Genomic DNA, 16,763 nt, shown 5'->3' with positions numbered 1-16,763 from the left:
TCATGACAATGCAAGTAAACGTCACCACCAAAGTTAACAATCAGTCTATCCGCAAAGAGGTCTACAACGGGCGTGAGCATTGGGTGCTACCGAGCTATACCCTGCCTGCCAACGTTGTGATGAACGGCGGCCTGTACCCGGCAGAGGAAATTGACGCCCACTATCAGGGGCTGGATGGCACCCTGGCGCCTCTTGGTCACCCGCAGGTAAACGGTCAGTTCGTCTCTGCATTCAGCCCTGAGGGTATCAATCAGGGTCACATCGGCGCATGGAACCGCAACGCCAAGAAGGCTGGTAACCGTGTCTACGTCGAGAAGTGGGTCGATACGGTAGTTGCCAATCAGTCAGAACAGGGGCGAGAGCTTCTTGAGCGCGTAGAGGCAATTCAGCGTGGCGAGGATGTGCCACCGATTCATACCAGCGTGGCCGTGTTTCTCGAAGAGCTTGAGGCTAATGAGCAGCAAAAGGCGCTCGGTGCTAACTGGGTAGCAAAGATTCATTCGATGGATCATGACGCAATCCTGCTGCATGAGGTCGGCGCGGCCACTCCTGAGCAAGGTGTTGGACTGATGGTTAACGCAGACCTGGCAATGCCAATCAAGGCGAACTCAGGAGCGCTGGTAGGTGAATCCTACCGCGAGCGAGAAAGCCGCCTGGACCGTGCCGTTCGCGACAAGTTTGCATCCGGACCAGAAGATTACGCCTGGGTTGCTGACTTCACCGATTCGCAAGTCGTCATTGTGCGCAACGGCGGTAAGGCAGAGGTATTCGGCTACTCCAGCGATGGCGGGAAAATCACCATTGACGACAGCGGCACATCAGTTGCCCGCCAGGAGTCATGGGTGGAAATCGCCGCAAACAAATTCAAATCACTTTTCACATGGCAGGGGAAACCTGCAACCAACCACAAAACGGAGGGCGACATGCCTTTAACCACAGAAGAGAAACAAGAGCTGATCACTGAAATCGGTAAAGGCCTGGCAGCAAATCTCGCAGACGCGCTGAAGCCAATCACTGACAAAGTTGACGCCCTGCAAACCAACCACAACCAACTGGCCGAAACCCTGACCGCCAACTCCCGCGCTGAAGAGAAGACTAAGCGCGAAGCGGTGGCGAAGGTTCACGGTGAAATCGTTGCTAACGCGCTTTCCGGTGAACCACTGGACGCGATGTTTAAATCCCTTGGCTCGGCCGCTCCGCTGGCGGGGAACTCCGCTCAAAGCCAGCAGGAAGCCGGTGCTCCAGACTTCAAAACCTACTTCGGAGGCGCTCAATAATGGCTAGCCGCTATCGTCGCGTTAATATCGACGGTCAGTCTCTGTACAAGACCGAAACCCGCATTGCCGCCGCTGCACTTCTGCCCGGCACTCTGGCAACCATCAACGCAAGCAACCAGTTCGCACAGGCTACCGCGCTGAAAGGACGTGTGTATGTCATCGATGTGGCATATCACCAGGGGCTCAACATTCGCGAGGCTGTTCCTGCTGGCGACTCCGCTATCGGCAACTATGTCGAAGAAGGCCGCGAACTGGCCGTGCTTTGTGCACCTGGTGCGTACAAGAAAGACAGCCCGATCAAGCTCGGCACCAACGGGCAATTCACTCTGGCGACTGCCGACACTGATTCGGTGATTGGCTACTCTCAGGACGAGGCGACTATCGCCGCAAGCTCCACCGACTTCATCCGCGTTCGTTTCCGTGTCGGCACCGTTGCCGCCGCCAGCGCATAATAACAAGAGGACATAACACATGTTTTTCACTCCCGAAACGCTGGCAGTTAACAGCCGTCTGCAAGGTCATTGGGCAGAGCTGTGGGCTAACCGCAACATCTGGAACGCTCAGAACGATGGCATGATTGCAGCTAACCGCTCTTACATGACCAATGAAATGCTGGCTGCTAACGCAGTCGGCGGCCTGACTCGTGACTTCTGGGCTGAAATTGACCGCCAGATTATCCAGTTGCGCGATCAGGAAGTCGGCATGGAAATCGTTAACGACCTGATGGGCGTTCAGACCGTGCTGCCAATCGGCAAGACCGCCAAGCTGTATAACTTCGTCGGCGATATCGCTGATGACGTGAGCATTAGTATGGACGGCCAGCCGCCATACTCCTTCGACCACACTGAGTACGACAGCGATGGCGACCCGATTCCGGTATTCACTGCCGGTTACGGTGTTAACTGGCGTCACGCTGCTGGCCTGCAGACTGTCGGCATTGACCTGGTACTGGACTCGCAGACTGCGAAGATGCGCCAGTTCAACAAGAAGATCGTCAACTTCACGTTGAACGGTGACGCCAAAATCTCAGTGCAGGGCTACAAGGCTCAAGGCCTGAAGAACCACCGTAACACCGTGAAGATTAACCTCGGTGCAGGCGCTGGAGGTGTCAATATTGACCTGACGCAGGCAACAGCTATTGAGCTGATCAACTTCTTCGGCAAAGGCGCATTCGGTCAGACGGCTCGCAACAACAAAGTGGCCGTTTACGATGTGCTTTGGGTATCTCAGGAAATCTGGGCAAACCTGATGCAGCCATATGTTGTTAACGGCGCTGTTACCGGCACTGTCCAGCAAGCTGTTCTGCCGTTCGCGCCGGTTGGCGTTATCAAGCCTACCTTTGCGCTGAAAGGTAACGAGTTCATTGCCTATCAGCGTCGTCAGGACGTGGTTACCCCGCTGGTTGGCATGGCTACCGGTGTTGTTCCGCTGCCGCGCCCGATGCCACAGTCGAACTACAACTTCCAGATCATGTCTGCGATGGGTTTGCAGGTTAAGCGCGATGGAGAAGGCTTGTCCGGTGTTCTTTACGGTGCCAACCTGGCTTAAGGAGGCTATATGGCTAAGTACGAAGTTATCCGCGCATGGCACGGTGTGAAGCTGGGTGATGTCGTGGAAATTGAAGAGTTGCATACTGCGCTTCAGCCAAACGTTCGTCCTCTCAAAGGCGAAGCTGCCGAGTTGAAACCGGCAACTCCATCGGCTGGGACAGAAAACAAGTCGCGGAAAGAAATCATCGCCGGTCGCCTGACTGATCTCGGTATCGAGTTCAAAGGAAACCTCGGTGCTGAAAAGCTTTCTGAGTTGCTGCCAGAAGGCGAGCTTGAAAAGCTCTTCCCAACAGAATAACCGCCGCGAAAGCGGTTTTTTTACGCCCTGTTTAGGCAGGGCCTTTTACCGGGGGAGTCATGGTTACTCTTGAGCAAGCCAAAGAATATCTGACCGGGCAAGGGATTGAGTTGCCTGACTTCATCCTCTTGGCTCTCGTTGAGCAGGCGAACAGTATTCAGGAGTGCCTGGACGCTCATTATCCTGCGGCCACCGCGCTGCTTATTCAGATGTACCTGTTAGGACTGATGGGGCTGGGACAGGGGGATAAGTATTTATCCAGTCAATCAGCCCCATCTGGTGCCTCAAGGTCATTCCGTTATCAGTCGTTCGGCGATCGGTGGTCTGGCGCTACGGCGCTGCTTCGCGGCCTGGATAAATTCGGCTGCGCCAATGGCCTCATCCCACCCGACCCAACCAAGAAGGCCTTTGCTGGCATCTGGATTGGGAAGGGAGGATGCATGTGCAATGGGAGTCGATGATGTGGATATCCATAAAGCAGAGAATGCCTGAGTCATTCATGCGCGTGTGGGTGATGACCGACACCGGCCGGCAGACTACCGGCTACGTCAAAAGTGACGGCGAGTGGTTCATCAACTGCGAGAAAATCCGGGCGACTGGTGCGAAGGTGCTAAGGTGGCGAGAATGAAGGTTATCGGCTGGTCTGTAAGCACAATTGAAATCTGTTCAGGTAGGGTTATTGAGGCATGTTATCCATGCTCAATGGTAAGCGTGGAGGCGAGGTCAGGACAGATGTCCATTCGCATTGATGGCCGTAAAAAGGCTATACCTCCATCAAGGATGTCTTTCAACCCGATACTTGAAGGACGGAAGAATGAGCAGTGTTGCTAACTGGAGCTACACCGCTCCATGCACAATCTGGCGAAACCTCGGCTTTGCTGAGAATGGTGATCCATTAGGCTGGTCAGCTCCAGAAACTATCATGGCTGACTATCAGGGCGGCCTGTCGGCGAAAATCGGCAGCATCGGGACGGAAATCACTGTTAAAAACACCTTCTGGACTGAGTTCGCAGAGGCAAAGCGCGGTGACTACATCCTGATTGGCTCATCGACTGATGCAGACCCGATTAATGCCGGGGCCGATGAAGTGATGCAGGTTATCCGATATGCCGACACCTTTGAGCGCACAGCCGATGACTATGCAATTCTGACCGGAGCTTGATATGGGCGTTAAAGTAAAAGGCGTCAGCCAGGCCAAGCAGAAACTGGATGCTCTACTCGGTGAAGTGCAGGGTAGGAAAGTTGGCCGGGCTATCAAGTCAGCGCTATTCATCATTGGCGCAGATGCGGCAACCATGACCCCCATAGACACCTCTTATCTGGTGAACTCGCAGTATCAGGAGTTGCTGGTCAACGGTACGCGCGTAACCGGTCGCGTCGGATACTCTGCCAACTATGCGGTTTACGTTCATGAGGCATCGGGTAAGCTAAAAGGCAGGCCGAGAGCTAACGGCAGCGGAAACCATTGGGACCCATCAGGCGAACCAAAATTCCTTGAGAAGGCATTCAAGGATAACGCCGACAAGGTGTCCGCCATTATCCGTAAGGAGCTGAGCCTATGACACCTCCAATGTACAAGCGGGTGCGTGATGTCTTTATGGAAAAAGAGCTAATTGGCGAGTTCACTCCGCAAACACTGGCATGGACTGACACCGGGAATAAGATTGATAAATTCATAGTGTTTCGGCCTTCTGGCGGCTCAAATATCGATAAGGATATTGGTGGCGATTACTACGTTATGGTGGATGTCATTTCCGCAGTCGGCAAAGAGAAGTACCAGGACGCAGACGACACCGTTAACCGCATCATCGAGTTCGTGAGGGAAAATCCATTGGTCAGCAAATGCCTCGGCCAGATAACTAATCTCGGCGGCGTACCAGCGCCAGTTCTCACAACAGATAGGCGTCTCGTTTACCGCCTCATGTTCGCCTGTCTCTACGGCAGCGATTAAACAAACACCAAATCAACCAGGTCGCTATGTGCGGCCTTTTTTTATGCTCATAAGAGGCCTAAGACATGGCAAATTGTCAGACCGATAACACAAAACTCTTTGGCCGCGCCGTCATTCTGGAAGTGGCTGACGGTTGCGCCGATACCGTGCCTACAGAAGAAGAGTTCAAGCTTCTGATGCCAGGCACATCCAAGACGTTCGATGCTTCACCAAACACAACGACATCATCTGCTGATGACACCAAGGGCTGGGTGGAAAACATCGTTACTTCAAGCGATCTCACAATTCCTTTTGAGGGTGAAGTGCGCGTAAACGATCGCTCCGATCAGTACGGCGTGTATAAGTTCATCAAGTATTTCTTTGGTGAAATTAATGCTGGTCGCCAGCCTACTGTATGGGTTCGCTTCACTATGGGGCAAATCCAGATTCAGGCATATATGGTTATCACCGCGCTCAGCAATGACGGCGGCACCGATGACATCGTTACCCTGTCCACTGAGTTCAAAGTGTCTGACGGCTCTACCGTACGGGTGACTGACGTTGCTGATGACGTTCCGGTGACCGGCGTTACCGTAGCACCTAAGACGGCATCTATTGCTGTGGGGGCAACTCGCCAACTGAATGCAACCATCGCACCGGTCGATGCCACCGACAAAGCTGTAACCTGGTCATCCTCCGATGCTACAAAAGCAACGGTAAGCAATACCGGCCTGGTGACTGGCGTAGCCGCAGGCACCGTGACCATCACTGCGACCACTGCGGACGGCGCGAAGACCGACACCGCAGCTATCACCGTGACTGCGTAATTAATACAGAGGGTTCATGTGAGCCCTCGATATTAATTATGGGGGAGCAATGACACCTTTAACTGAACTTGGCGAGTTCCTTATTGGCGCAGGCCGCCGCGAATACTTCTTTCGACCGTCCTTCGCCGCAATGACGCGCATAGGCTCTCCAGCAGAGATTGTGCAGGCTTTTTACGATTTAAACCATGACGCAGTGTCACCGTTATTTGCTCGCGCCTATGAGGCTTACGGGAGTGTTCCTGCGTGGCTTATGGAATACGTCAGTAAGCCGGGATTTGCTGATAGGACAATTGGCGCAGCGATTAACATCCTGCAGGCTTGTTGTGAAGATGACTGCTCAGCGCTAACCGGTGCTATGGTGCCAAGCCGTAGCCGTCCCGGAGAATTAATCTGGATGCCCGGAGCGATGTCGTTTGAAGAGATGGTGATGATAGCCAGTTCGCTCATCACCCACGGAATTATCGGCAAAGCTAAGGTGCGCAAGCTGCAGCGCAACGAATCAGGCCAGATGACGCGAGAGTTTCACGCTGTCGAGTACATCAATGCTGCCCGCTCGCATTTCGGCATCTCGAAAGACGAAGCCATGAAGCTGACCATGACAGAATTCCAGTTACTGCTAAACACCAAATATCCTGAGCAGAAGGGCTTCACGAAAGAAGAGTACAACGCCGTTGTTGATGACTATTTCGCGAAGAAGCAACGCAAGCTGGATAAGGCCGCATGACGGTTATTTTGCATTGCCTTGCGCAACTCTTCTGCTAACATTTCCTTACTTTTACTTGCGGGGATAGGGATGTGAAAAAGTATCTTCTGGTTTTGGCACTTATTGCTTTAACTGGTTGTAAGCCGGGCGCTGATAAAGCGATAGAGTTGGCACAAAAAGAAGTATCTTCCGACATGAAAGACCCTGAGAGCGCAAAATTCAGACACATGCGCTTCATACAGCAGGGCGAGAAGGATGGTCTTGTTGGTGGGTTCGTATGCGGAAACGTCAATGCCAAAAACAGTTACGGCGCATATGCCGGATATTCACCTTTCTTCATAGCAATAAGCATGAAGTCAAAGGGTGTCTTCTCCAAAGGCGTAACCTACACAGTGGTAGATAAGAAGGTCTTTTCCACCGAAAAGCCGGACACCATGAATTTGTATAAGGGTACGTGTGGGGAAGATGGCGTGTAGCAAACAGTTAATTCATAGACCTCGCTTCGGCGGGGTTTTTTTATGCTTGGAGATAGCAAATGGCTCAAGATTTGGGTGGTATCTACTATGAAGTAGATCTTGAAACAGGAAATCTGATCGCGTCAGTCAGAAAGACGAAGGGTGAGCTGGATTCCCTATCAAAAAACTCTGACACGCTAAACACCAGTCTGAGTCGCCTATCATCTACCATTAAGCTCGTTATTGCGTCTTCCGCGCTGCGTGAAATGGCTAGCATGGTGCAGAAGTACCAGGAAATGGCTGATCGCGTCCGCATGGCTACCGCCAGTACCGAAGAATTCGACATGGTGCAAAAGCGCCTGCTGAAAACTGCTAATGGCACTTTCCGTTCGCTATCAGAAGCGCAAGAACTTTACATCCGCAGTGCTGATGGCCTTCGCAGCATGGGATATTCAACTCAGCAGGCAATCGATGTTCAGGACTCAATGTCCTATGCATTTGTTAAAAACGCCGCCAGTGCCGACCGGGCCAGCTCAGCAATTAACGCTTTCACAAAGTCTATTAATACCGGAAAGGTTTCTGCTGATCAGTGGGAATCCATTACATCAGCAATACCAAGCGTGATTGAAGATATTGCCAGCGCTAGCAACAAGTCAGCTGCTGATGTTCGAGCGCTTGGTGCTGCAGGGAAGCTCTCAGCAAAACAACTTACAGAAGGCCTTAAGCAATCTCTTGATGCAAACGCTGAATCAGCAAAGGGGATGTCCAATAACCTCACCGATGCCAGCGTGAGAATTAAGACAGCAATCACAGCTGTTCTCGTTGCTGCAGAAAATCAGACAGGGGCTCTACAGTCATTCACTAACGGTCTTATCAGTGCTGCAGATGCAATCCTTTCCTTCAGTGATAACGAAGATGGGATGAAGAATCTGGTAGACGCAACGACTGCTGCAATTACGGTATTCTCGGCTGTAATTGCCAGCCGGTATGTCGGATCATTAGCTGCGGCCACTCAAGCCAAGGTAACTCACGCCGTTGCAACTATTAAGCAGAGAGATGAGGAAATAAGGGCAACCCAGGCGGCTATTGCAAGCGCTCAGGCTGAAATAAAAAACGCCCAGGCAACGATAGCTTCTGAGCAGGCAAAGGCTAGGCAGTTAGCCACGCAGTCAGCCATTAACAAGCAATACGGTCTTGCTGTCAGTTATCAGGCCGAATACGCAGCCATTCAGCAGAAGATCACTGCTGCAGATAACGCAGCTACCGCAGCAAAAGCAAGGCTGGCAGCCGCCACTGAGCTGGCGACAAATCTGAATAAATCCTATGCGGTATCGGCAACTCTTGCGAGAAACGCTCTTGCGTTCATCGGTGGCCCTGCCGGTGCTGCAATGCTGGCAGCATCAGCGATATTCTATTTCTGGCAGCAGGCCAAGCAGGCAAAAGAGGAATCCATTAACTTCGCAGACTCTCTCGATGGTGTAATTGCCAAAATGAGAGAGATGAACCAGGTTCAACTGCAAGGGACTTTGGGTGATATTGCTAAGTCGATATCAGCTCAAAGGGATGCGATTGACGATCTCAATCAATCGGTGGAAGAGGCTCAGACTGAGTATGAGAAATACAACGCGCTTGCTAAACAATTTGGCGTGGAGCAAGACAACAACAACGGATATGTAAAAAACGCTAACAAATGGTTCTTTACTCTGAGTCAGAGGAAAAGAGATCTAAGTGATGCGACAGATAAGCTGAATAAGACGCTTGGGCAGCAGTCTGAAATTCAGGACCAGCTCAACACCAAGGCCAAGGAGTCTGATGCTGCGTTTGATGTTCTTGCAAACAATCTGAGAACAAAAATCCCAAATGCGAGTGAGGCGGCGATTGCGGCAATGGCTGCAACTATGCAGACGCTGGACTCTTTAAATAAAAAAGCTTCTGAATCTGGAAAAGCGGCAGAGCCAGAGCCATCACCAGAAGCCAAGAAGCTGATTCAGAACGCAGAGCGCCGCCTTGCTCTATCAAAACTTGAGGGTGAGGCCAGAGCAAGATTACAGGCTCAGTATGACGCTGAAGATGTTGGGCTGACTGCTAATGACCCTGTTACAAAGCAACTCCAGGATCGTTACGCCCAAACTGAGAAGAACACCAAGGCTCAGAAGGAAGCGAAGAGTGAAGGTAAAAAGTCAGCATCTCAGGCCGAATCAGCAGCTCAGAAGCTTTCAGATTTAAAAAGCAAGTCGGAACTAGCAGCTGAATCCACGAAAGAGCTAAGCAGAGAGCAGACAATCCTGAATGCTCAGCTTTCCCTCGGTAAAGGTGCTACCGAAGCTCAGAAGAAACAAGCCGGAGATTATGCAGCAGAAATATGGGATACGGCTAACGCAATTAAAGCCCAGGCGGCAGCCGAGAAGCTTATCCCGGAGCGACAGGAATCAACTCGCTACACGCAAGAGACTAAAGACCTAAAGACAGCTCTCGACGCTAAGAAGATAACTCAGGACGAGTTCAATCAGGCCACTGAGAGAGCAGAGCAACAGCACCAGGCCAATCTCGCGAAGATACGATCTGATGCGATTGTTAGCCCACAGCAGGAGGCAGCAGGGTCGGTTGATCCGGTTCAGCAGTTGGCTAACGAGAACGCCCGCAAGCTGGCTCTTATCCAGCAGTTTGAACAACAAGGGGTTATTTCTCATCAACAGGCGCTAGAGCTAAGGAATGCCGCTGACCGGCAATACGAGCAGCAGCGACTTGATGCTCAGTGGGAGATTTTCCGCAATCAGAGCCAATCAAACGAACTGCTGGCAGCCTCTCTTGATGGCCTTCAAAGTGGCGCATCCAGTGCTCTCACAGGACTTATCAACGGGACTCAAAGCCTGCAGGAGGCATTCGCAAACATCGGCACAACCATCCTGAACAGCGTCATAAGTAGTTTCGTTCAGATGGGTATCGAGTGGGTGAAAGCTCAGGTAATGGGGCAGGCAGCCGCAACAGCCGCACTAGCATCAACCACCGCACAGGCTACTTTAGCAGCATCTGCATGGGCTCCAGCCGCAGTGAGCGCATCCATAGCAACAATGGGAAGCGCGGCGGGTGTAGGCCAAGCCGCTTATAGTGGCTCTCTTCTCGCTGCCAAAGGTATGGCAGTGGCCGGAGCCCGTAAAAATGGCGGCCCGGTATCTGCCGGTGAAATGTATCGCGTAGGTGAGGGTGGCATGCCTGAGATTTACCAGGCCAACTCCGGTAAGCAGTACATGATTCCTGGCGATAACGGGAAGGTGATCAGCAATAAGGATATGCAGGGCGGAGGCGGAGAGGTAAATAGCATCGTTCAGCACATCACCTTCGAAATAAACACCACAGGCGGCATTGATGACGCGACAATGGCGAAGATGTCCACCATGATGAAGCAAGTCAGCCTTAACACCATACGCGACCAGCAGCGGCCAAACGGACTACTGCAGAGGAGCAGATAATGCCTGAGATATTCACCTGGAAGCCTGAGCGAGGCTACACCGTCAGCAGGCAGCCAAACGTTGCAGTGGTTAAGCTTGGCGACGGTTATGAGCAGCGGCAGGTAAAAGGCATCAATCCTTTAATGGATAGCTACTCGCTGACCTTCAAAGGAACTGATGGCCTGTGCGGTAGAGCTAACATCGCTAAGGCTGTCGATGTCTTCCTGAAAGCCAGAATGTCTGTGGAGGCGTTCTACTGGACGCCATCTGACACTGGAGTGCAACTACTGTTTGTGTGCCGGTCGTGGAGCACCACAAAGACCGGGCCACACTACGAACTTACGGCCACATTTGAACAGGTACCACGATAGCCACCTCAGGGTGGCTTTTTAATGGGAGTTATCCGTGCGCGACATACCAGCAGAATTAATTATTGAGAGCGTTGACGCTGGCGTTGGCGCGTTTATCGACCTGTTTGAGGCAGACCTGCAGCCTTATGGCGGCGACGTTGTTCGCTTCCATTCAGGAGCGAATGGCTTCTACACTGACGTAATCTGGAAGGGGCGGGCATACCCGGCTTACCCGATAGCAGTCGAAGGCTTTGAGATGAAAAACGAAGGGACGTATGCGCGGCCAACGATGGCAGTGGCAAACGTTTCTGGCCTTATAACGGGTATTAACAGCGACTTTGACGACATGCTAGGAGTCGTCATTACCCGCCGCCAGGTTCCGGTTAAACATCTTGACGCGGTTAACTTCCCGAACGGCAACCCTGATGCCGACCCCACAAAGGAGGCAGTATCCCGCTACATCGTGGAAGAGATGACCGAAGAGACATTTGAGCAGGTCACTTACTCACTGGCCACTCCTGTTGACTGCGATAACGCAATTATCCCGGCGCGGACAATTCTGGCTGACGTGTGTCAGTGGGTGTACCGGGGGGGAAGGCTGTCGCTATGACGGGCCGCCAGTAGCAGATGAGCGAGACAGTCCAACAATCGACCCGAACCGTGACCGGTGCTCTCACCGTCGATCTGGTTGCAGGATGCGATTCAAACGCCCCGAACCAATGCCAATCAGCAGTTTCCCTGGCTCTCAGAAGGTTTCCTGATGCAAGAGTGTATCGACTATGCGGCAACGTCGCAGGATGAAGTGTGCGGTCTGATCATCGACGGCAATCGCCTTTTTCGCTGTCGTAACGCACATCCCGAGCCGCATAACCAGTTCCGCATCAATGATTATGACTGGCTGGCAGCAGAAGATGAAGGTGAAGTAACCGCAGTAATTCACTCGCATCCGGCAGGCGGCCCGGTGCTTTCAGCTAATGACCGTCGAGCTCAACTGGCGACGGGGCTTGAATGGTGGCTGGCAGCCAATGGCCGACTAATGAAGTTCAGGCCGGTGCCGCACCTGCTGGGGCGTAAGTTCGAGCACGGGACATCTGATTGCTATTCCATCTTCAGGGATGCTTACCACCTGTGCGGAATTGATTTGCCAGACTTCGAGCGCACTAACGGGTGGTGGCTGCGAGGCGAGAACCTATACCTTAAAAACCTCGAAGTTAACGGGTTTATCGCGGTGGCTGCAGAAGATATTCAGGCAGGCGATATCATCATCCGGGTTCCATTTCCCGGTTGCGATCCTTGTCACGCGATGATTTATCTTGGCGATGGAAGGGTTCTTCATCACGATTGCCAGGGGTATATCAGTCGGAGTGAGCCCTACAGACTTGCGTACATGCGGCAAACACATTCCATATGGAGACATCACCAATGCTCATCTTTAGATTTGCGGGGAATTTACGAAGACATTTCCGCCAAATCACTATGAACGTTTTCACTCCCGCCCAAGGGCTAAGGCTTCTGATTGCCCAATGCCCGGAGCTTAAGAAAGACCTTATGAAAACACGAGTGAGGTTGCGTCTAGCTGGGGAGGAGATATCTGAGGATTCGATAGACTGGCAGATGGACAGAGAACTGAAGCCAGGCTCGACAGTTCTATTTGTGCCAGTAATTGAAGGGTCAGCCATTGGAGTGGCCGCGTGGGTTCTTGTGGCCGTTACCGTGGCTTCGGTTGCCTATTCGGTTTATATGGCGAGAAACCTGAAAAACAGAACTTCAGCAGAGGCTGCGCAAACAAACAGCATCACAAACAACTCATTTACCAGCGCTGAAAACCGAATAGGACAGGGTAGGCCAGTTCCAATCCTTCTTGGAGAAATGGTCGTCGGCAGTAATGTCATATCCCTCGGGATAGACACGACAAACAATATGGACTGGCAAGAGTCGATTAGCTAACAGGCCACCTCCGGGTGGCTTTTTTATTTCCGGAGAACGCGATGTCATCAGGCGGCGGCAAGGCTTCAACACCAACACTCATTAACGATAACCTGCGCTCAAAGCAATTCCTGAAGGTGCTCGACCTTATCAGCGAGGGGCCAATATACGGGCCTGTAGACCAAAGCCATCTTTCGTCCTTCCTGCTTAACAAGACGCCGGTAACCAGTGTTAATGGCGACACCAACATCAACGGCGTAAGTGTGGCATGGCGGCCAGGCTCTGAAACTCAGTCTCCGATTAATGGTTTTTCGGCGATTGAGGCGACAACCATCGTCAACAACGATGTCACTTTTAATACGCCGCTGGTAAGGACTGTTTCTGATGTTGATGTGACAAGGGTTCGTCTGAATATCGGCGTGCGTAGCCTTGTGGAGCAGGACACTAAGGGAAACCAGAAGAACACATCAGTTTCCATGTCCATTGACGTACGCACCGGTAACAGCGCTTTCCAGCCAGTTAAAACAGTAACCATTGGTCCTAACAAGATTTCCGGTGAATACCTGGAGGCGCATGTGATAGATGCGCCGGAAGCGAAACCATTTGATATTCGTGTTCGCCGTATTACACCAGACAGCACCAGTGACCTGTTGAGCAACGGAACCGTATGGAATAGTTATACTGAAATCACTGACGACAACCTATCTTATCCTTTTAGTGCGGTAGTTGGAGCCGTCATTGACCGCGACCAGTACACCGACACTCCGACGCGCACTTATCATTTGCGCGGGCTGATTGTTGATGTTCCGGATAATTACGATCCGGTTTCTCGAACTTATACCGGCCTGTGGCTTGGCGGCTTCAAGAAGGCATGGACGAATAACCCAGCCTGGCTTTTCAGGGCGCTAGTGACAAACAATCGATTCGGCCTGGCTCGCCGGGCAGGCTACATCGATGTTGATGACGGTTCGCTCTATATCCTTTCCCAATACTGCGACCAGCTGGTAAACGATGGGTATGGCGGTAAAGAGCCGCGTCATATTCTCAATGCCTACATCACAGAACAATCCAGCGCTCGAGAAATACTGGATAAGATTGCCGGGATGTTTCGCGGCGTTGCGCTGTGGGATGGCATGCGCCTAACCGTGATGCTTGACGCCCCTCAAGACCCGATAGCAGCTATCAGTAACGCTAACGTAGTGGATGGGAAATTCAGCTATAGCTCAGTGAAACAGTCTGAGAGATATAACGCTGTTGTGGTTTCATGGACCGATCCAAATAACGGCTGGCAGGACGCAAAGGAATACGTATCGGACGACACGTTGATAAGCCAAAGTGGGAAGTACAACGAAACAACCATTGAGGCATTCGGTGCGACATCTCGCGGCCAGGCGTGGCGGGCTGGTAAGTGGTTGCTGGAAACGGCAAAGCGCGAGAACAAGCGCGTAACGTTCCAGATGGCCCGTGATGCTATCGCTTTCACGCCAGGTGACATTGTTGAGGTAATGGATAACAACCACGCTGCAGCGCGTCTCGGTGGTCGTATCATATCTCACTCTGGCTCTACCATTACCGTCGACGCTGATGTATCTGAGCTTGCTAGCTCTGGTGATGGCATGTCCATTATGGGAAGCAACGGGAAGTTGGTTAAGTACGAAATTGCCAGCGTGTCCGGCGATAAAATCACGCTTCGCACCGTTCCTGCGTGGGTTAAAGACGGCACTGTATTCGTTATCTCAACAGCGAAAGTCAAAACGCGACTGTGGAAAATCCTTGGCGTTGCAGAGACAGAAAACAACTCCGTCTACAGCATAACTGCAGGGCTTCACGACCCAAATAAGCAGGCCGTTGTTGATGAAGGTGCAGTCTTCGAGATACCGAATGATACCCTAAATGGTTATCGCGTCCCGAACATCGAAAACCTGCGCATTATCAACACCAATTCAGAGACAGTTCAGGTTACTGCCACCTGGGAGACGGCGACCACAACGCGCAAAATCACCTTCGAGCTGACCGTATACACCGAAGATGGGAAGGTTGTATCGCAGTACGAAACAGAACAGTTCCGTTATGAGTTTTACGGGATAGATGCAGGGCGCTACTCGTTGGGTGTTCGTGGCCGCAACGACAACGGAATGAAGGGCGCTGAAACACAGGTGAGTCTTGTTATTGGCTCTCCGGTTGCGCCAAGTTCTGTGCGGTGGGTTCCTGCAGTACTCCAGGCAACCATCATACCTGTGGTGGCGGTAACCCTTTCCTCAGATACAAGCTTTGAGTTCTGGTATTCAGGCGAAACTCCAATATCAGACTTCAATGAAATTGAAGATAAGGCTCAGTTCCTTGGCCGAGGTTTCCAGTGGACCATAGGCCAGTTAAAAGTCGACCACACCTATTACGTGTATGTCAGGACTCGCAACGCATTTGGTGTGTCTGGGTTTATCCAGGCTGAAGGAAAGCCAGAGGATGACTTTGGAGAAATCACGGATCAAATCCTTAAGGAAATAGAAGAGTCTGACGTTTTCAAAGACTTAATCGAAAACGCTGTCGATAGTAGTGAGAAGATAGCGGAGCTGGCGGGGGCGATAAAGGATAACGCCGATGGCCTTGCGGCAGCGGTGGGCTCAAACAAGCAGACAGCAGAAGCCATCATCCACAACGCGATGGCAATTGCAGACGTTGTCACCCGCCAGACAGCTCAGAACGGCGCTAACTCAGCTACGTTCGAGCAGCTGCGCGAAGTCATTGCGAACGAGACGGAAGCTCGCGTAACTGATGTGAAGCGACTTGAGGCTGAGACAGAGCAAAATTCCGCTGGAGTAACTGAGGTTCGCCAGGCCATTGCAGATGAGAAGGAAGCTCGAGCGACAGCGGTTAATCAGCTCACTGCGGCAACGAAAGTAGTGTCTGACAAAGCCGACGCCGCGGCTGCGGTGGGGGCTGAAAATACCGCGTCTATAACTGAGCTGGATCAGGCGGTGACAACCCTGGATTCTGCAATGTCATCCCGACTGAGTGAGCTTGCAGCCCAGACCGAACGAGGCTCTGCCGGCGCCCAGAATAATGCCATCGCGCTTATCACTAACACTCTTGCTCAGGTCAATATGCGCACGACGATGAGCGTGCAATACGGCGATAACAAAGCTGGGATTGAGCGCGTCGATAACGTGATGGCCGATGCCAGCAAAGCCGTTGCTGAGTCGCTTAAAACGCTGGATGCGAGCGCGGGTGGCGGGAGCGCTAATTCTACGGACTTCGCGCAGGTCATGGCTGATTACTCCCAGGTATCAGCGACGAAAATTAACTCACTCACTGTCACTGTCGAGGGGCAACAGGCTGTAATTTCAGACAACTCCAAAATCATTGCCGATATCAACGGTAATTTAAATGCATCGCGCACGATTAAGGTCGCTGTGGATGCAAATGGCCACTCGTACATGGCCGGAATCGGGATCGGTATTGGCAACGAGTCCGGTATTACGCAGTCACAAATAATCGCGCTGGCTGACAGGTTTGCAATTATGAGCCAGGTTGGCGGGACTGTTTCTTTACCGTTTGTTATTCAGAACGGCCAGGTATTTATTAACGACGCATTCTTCCGCAATGCCAGCATCGACTTTGCAAAAATCACCGACACTCTGCAATCTAGCAATTATGTCGCTGGCGTTTCGGGATGGAAGTGGGGCAAGGATGGGACTATGCAGAACTTTGGCACTGATGGTAAGGGGGCGATGAAGCAGACAAATATAACCACTAGCGTCAGGGACGAAAATGGCGTCTTGAGGTATCAGCACGGGCTAATAACGGGGGTATTTTGATGCAGTGGGGTGTGCAAACATGGGATGGCAATGGCAGGCCTAATAATTACGGAGTTAGGCCTGTTTCCGTCCTTGGGATGATATCTTTGTCATCAGGGCAAACTTCTGGGACATATCAATTTCAGGTCCCAGATGGTTACAAGATTGGATTTACTCAAAGCCTTGCTGGAAGTTCAGTTGGCA

17 protein-coding genes and 1 pseudogene are annotated in these 16,763 nt (G+C 51.9%); all 18 read left to right on the top strand.

The window, feature by feature from the left end:
• Positions 1–2: 2 nt before the first annotated feature.
• The 18 genes and pseudogenes from EL098_RS10215 to EL098_RS10130 all read left to right on the top strand — a co-directional run bounded on the left by EL098_RS10215 (position 3) and on the right by EL098_RS10130 (position 16,580).
• Positions 3–1,277, top strand: a complete 1,275-nt coding sequence (locus EL098_RS10215) for a hypothetical protein (RefSeq protein ID WP_126356118.1) — start codon at positions 3–5, stop codon at positions 1,275–1,277.
• Positions 1,277–1,729, top strand: a complete 453-nt coding sequence (locus EL098_RS10210) for a gp53 minor capsid family protein (protein ID WP_126356117.1) — start codon at positions 1,277–1,279, stop codon at positions 1,727–1,729. The genes EL098_RS10215 and EL098_RS10210 overlap by 1 nt, the downstream gene beginning before the upstream one ends.
• Before the next feature lie 19 nt (positions 1,730–1,748).
• Entirely contained in the window at positions 1,749–2,825 is a 1,077-nt protein-coding gene (locus EL098_RS10205; protein WP_126356116.1) for a major capsid protein, read from the top strand.
• A 9-nt stretch (positions 2,826–2,834) separates the two neighbouring features.
• Complete coding sequence (locus tag EL098_RS10200; RefSeq protein ID WP_126356115.1) at positions 2,835–3,125, top strand: hypothetical protein; 291 nt, start codon at positions 2,835–2,837, stop codon at positions 3,123–3,125.
• 59 nt (positions 3,126–3,184) lie between these two features.
• Positions 3,185–3,586: a DUF7370 family protein gene (locus EL098_RS10195; protein ID WP_126356114.1), complete on the top strand. Its 402-nt coding sequence runs from the start codon at positions 3,185–3,187 to the stop codon at positions 3,584–3,586.
• On the top strand, positions 3,583–3,753 hold the full coding sequence (locus EL098_RS10190; RefSeq protein WP_126356113.1) for a DUF551 domain-containing protein: 171 nt from the start codon (positions 3,583–3,585) through the stop codon (positions 3,751–3,753). Before EL098_RS10195 ends, EL098_RS10190 begins: the two co-directional genes overlap by 4 nt.
• Before the next feature lie 186 nt (positions 3,754–3,939).
• A complete protein-coding gene (locus EL098_RS10185) occupies positions 3,940–4,287 on the top strand; it encodes a hypothetical protein (RefSeq protein ID WP_126356112.1) in 348 nt (115 codons plus the stop codon).
• A gap of 1 nt (position 4,288) precedes the next feature.
• Positions 4,289–4,687: an HK97-gp10 family putative phage morphogenesis protein gene (locus tag EL098_RS10180; protein WP_126356111.1), complete on the top strand. Its 399-nt coding sequence runs from the start codon at positions 4,289–4,291 to the stop codon at positions 4,685–4,687.
• A complete protein-coding gene (locus EL098_RS10175; protein WP_126356110.1) occupies positions 4,684–5,076 on the top strand; it encodes a phage tail termination protein in 393 nt (130 codons plus the stop codon). The genes EL098_RS10180 and EL098_RS10175 overlap by 4 nt, the downstream gene beginning before the upstream one ends.
• Before the next feature lie 65 nt (positions 5,077–5,141).
• The gene (locus EL098_RS10170; protein ID WP_126356109.1) at positions 5,142–5,882 is read left to right on the top strand and encodes a phage tail tube protein; all 741 of its coding nucleotides are present in this window, start codon (positions 5,142–5,144) and stop codon (positions 5,880–5,882) included.
• A gap of 49 nt (positions 5,883–5,931) precedes the next feature.
• Positions 5,932–6,606 (top strand): DUF6246 family protein, encoded by a 675-nt coding sequence (locus EL098_RS10165; RefSeq protein WP_126356108.1) that lies wholly within the window; start codon positions 5,932–5,934, stop codon positions 6,604–6,606.
• A 71-nt stretch (positions 6,607–6,677) separates the two neighbouring features.
• On the top strand, positions 6,678–7,061 hold the full coding sequence (locus tag EL098_RS10160) for a hypothetical protein (RefSeq protein ID WP_126356107.1): 384 nt from the start codon (positions 6,678–6,680) through the stop codon (positions 7,059–7,061).
• A gap of 59 nt (positions 7,062–7,120) precedes the next feature.
• Positions 7,121–10,510, top strand: a complete 3,390-nt coding sequence (locus EL098_RS10155; RefSeq protein ID WP_126356106.1) for a tape measure protein — start codon at positions 7,121–7,123, stop codon at positions 10,508–10,510.
• A complete protein-coding gene (locus EL098_RS10150) occupies positions 10,510–10,860 on the top strand; it encodes a phage tail protein (protein ID WP_126356105.1) in 351 nt (116 codons plus the stop codon). The genes EL098_RS10155 and EL098_RS10150 overlap by 1 nt, the downstream gene beginning before the upstream one ends.
• A 34-nt stretch (positions 10,861–10,894) precedes the next feature.
• Positions 10,895–11,600: pseudogene (locus EL098_RS10145) on the top strand (phage minor tail protein L).
• Complete coding sequence (locus EL098_RS10140) at positions 11,600–12,319, top strand: C40 family peptidase (protein WP_126356104.1); 720 nt, start codon at positions 11,600–11,602, stop codon at positions 12,317–12,319. The pseudogene EL098_RS10145 and the gene EL098_RS10140 overlap by 1 nt, the downstream one beginning before the upstream one ends.
• A complete protein-coding gene (locus tag EL098_RS10135; protein WP_126356103.1) occupies positions 12,262–12,786 on the top strand; it encodes a tail assembly protein in 525 nt (174 codons plus the stop codon). Before EL098_RS10140 ends, EL098_RS10135 begins: the two co-directional genes overlap by 58 nt.
• A 41-nt stretch (positions 12,787–12,827) precedes the next feature.
• Positions 12,828–16,580, top strand: a complete 3,753-nt coding sequence (locus EL098_RS10130) for a phage tail protein (RefSeq protein WP_126356102.1) — start codon at positions 12,828–12,830, stop codon at positions 16,578–16,580.
• Positions 16,581–16,763: the final 183 nt, after the last annotated feature.

It is taken from the genome of Cedecea lapagei, assembly GCF_900635955.1.
Taxonomy (GTDB): Bacteria; Pseudomonadota; Gammaproteobacteria; order Enterobacterales; family Enterobacteriaceae; genus Cedecea; species Cedecea lapagei.
Note: the sequence above shows the minus strand (reverse complement) of the source record. Positions and strands in the feature narration are given on the sequence as shown.